This window comes from Breznakia blatticola (assembly GCF_004365815.1).
Lineage (GTDB): Bacteria > Bacillota_I > Bacilli_A > Erysipelotrichales > Erysipelotrichaceae > Breznakia > Breznakia blatticola.
On sequence record NZ_SODD01000093.1, the window covers coordinates 1 to 1,539 of the forward strand.

The following is a 1,539-nucleotide window of genomic DNA, read 5'->3' on the forward strand; positions in this document are numbered from 1 at the left end:
TTTTTTCTATTGACTTTTACTACAAAATTTGGGCGCTCCGCGCCTTTCGTAAGAGAGGTATATGGAGGTCGCTTAATTATGAAAATCGTATTTTTTATCTGTTTCATATTCTTAGTTCATAAAAATAGAATAGGAGGATTTTCTCATGTCTGATTATTCTAATAAAGTTTTACATGTTTTCAATTCCCATATCGAGACTCTTGCGTCCGAGAAAAATAGCCGGAACCTTGTAAATAATATCCATTCTGATTTCACTAGAAATCGCAAATTATCTTTTCAGGATTTAATGAAAATCATTGTTTTTTCTGCTGCTAAACCTATCAAAGAAGAATTATGGGATTATTTTGATTATGATGAAAATACTGCATCCTCAAGTGCATTTGTCCAAGCAAGAGATAAGCTTAATTCCACTGCCTTTAAAGAACTATTTTATTTATTGAATTCTTCTTTTCCTTGTAAGAAACTATTTAATGGCTACCAACTTATCGGTGTTGATGGTAGTGATCTTTCTATTCCTCTTGATTTAACTGATGCAGATACTTTAACTTCTTGTGGTTCCAATCACAAGCCGATGAGTCAGTATCACATTGACTCTGCTTATGATCTTCTAGAACATCGATACGTTGATATGATTATAACTGGCTGTAAAAATAAAAACGAACCTAAATCACTTGTGTCAATGGCCGAGTCTCATCCAAAGGACAACGTTATTTATATTGCGGATAGATATTATGCTACTTGGAATACTATGGCACATATTATGAATGCAAATAAATCTTTCGTTATTCGCTCCAAAGACATTGAATCAAAAAGTAGTTTACTTAAAAAGTTCAATTTACCAAATGAAGAGTTTGATGTAGATGTTCACACGATTTTAACAAAGAAACAAACGAAAGAGATACGAAGTCAACCTGATACATATCGATTTATTTCAACAACAACGACATTTGATTATATCGAAACTGTTGATGATGAATACCCAATTGGTTTTCGAGTTGTCCGTTTCAAAGCGAATGGCGACGAGGAATATGAATCAATATTAACTAATCTATCAAGAGAAGAGTTTCCTGCTACTGTTATTAAAGAATTATATAGATTGCGTTGGGGGATAGAGGTTTCTTTTCGCCATCTTAAGTATGCAACTGCTCTTAAAGTGTTACATAGTAAAAAAAGAAACAGTATTCAACAAGAGATTTGGGCAAAGGCTATTTTGTATAATTTATCTATGCTTATCATCAATAAAACTTGTGATAAAGTAGAAAAACGGCGTAAATGGGAGTATAAAGTCAATCTTACAAGTGGTATTCATCTCATTCGCGAAATGATAAAAAGAAAAGGTGGTTTCCCACCCAGCTTCAAAACGATAATATCCAAAGAACTTCTTCCAATACGCCCCAACCGACAGAACGAAAGAAATGTAAGAATCCAACGAACCATTGGTTTCAATTATCGTTTCTCTTAAGCAATTACATTATAACCTAACTTCAAAAAATGTTCACTACAAAGAACATCTTTTTAGCATATTCTTTACTGCTTAAA

Annotated in this window: 1 protein-coding gene; it reads left to right on the forward strand. The window is 32.8% G+C overall.

Annotated elements, in window-relative coordinates:
* Positions 1–145 precede the first annotated feature (145 nt).
* Positions 146–1,462 (forward strand): IS4 family transposase, encoded by a 1,317-nt coding sequence (locus EDD63_RS11485; protein WP_134171454.1) that lies wholly within the window; start codon positions 146–148, stop codon positions 1,460–1,462.
* Positions 1,463–1,539 lie beyond the last annotated feature (77 nt).

What these genes read in the sequence shown, in the direction of transcription:
- EDD63_RS11485 (WP_134171454.1), top strand. Translation starts at nt 146, where the DNA reads ATGTCTGATTATTCTAATAAAGTTTTACATGTTTTCAATTCCCATATC.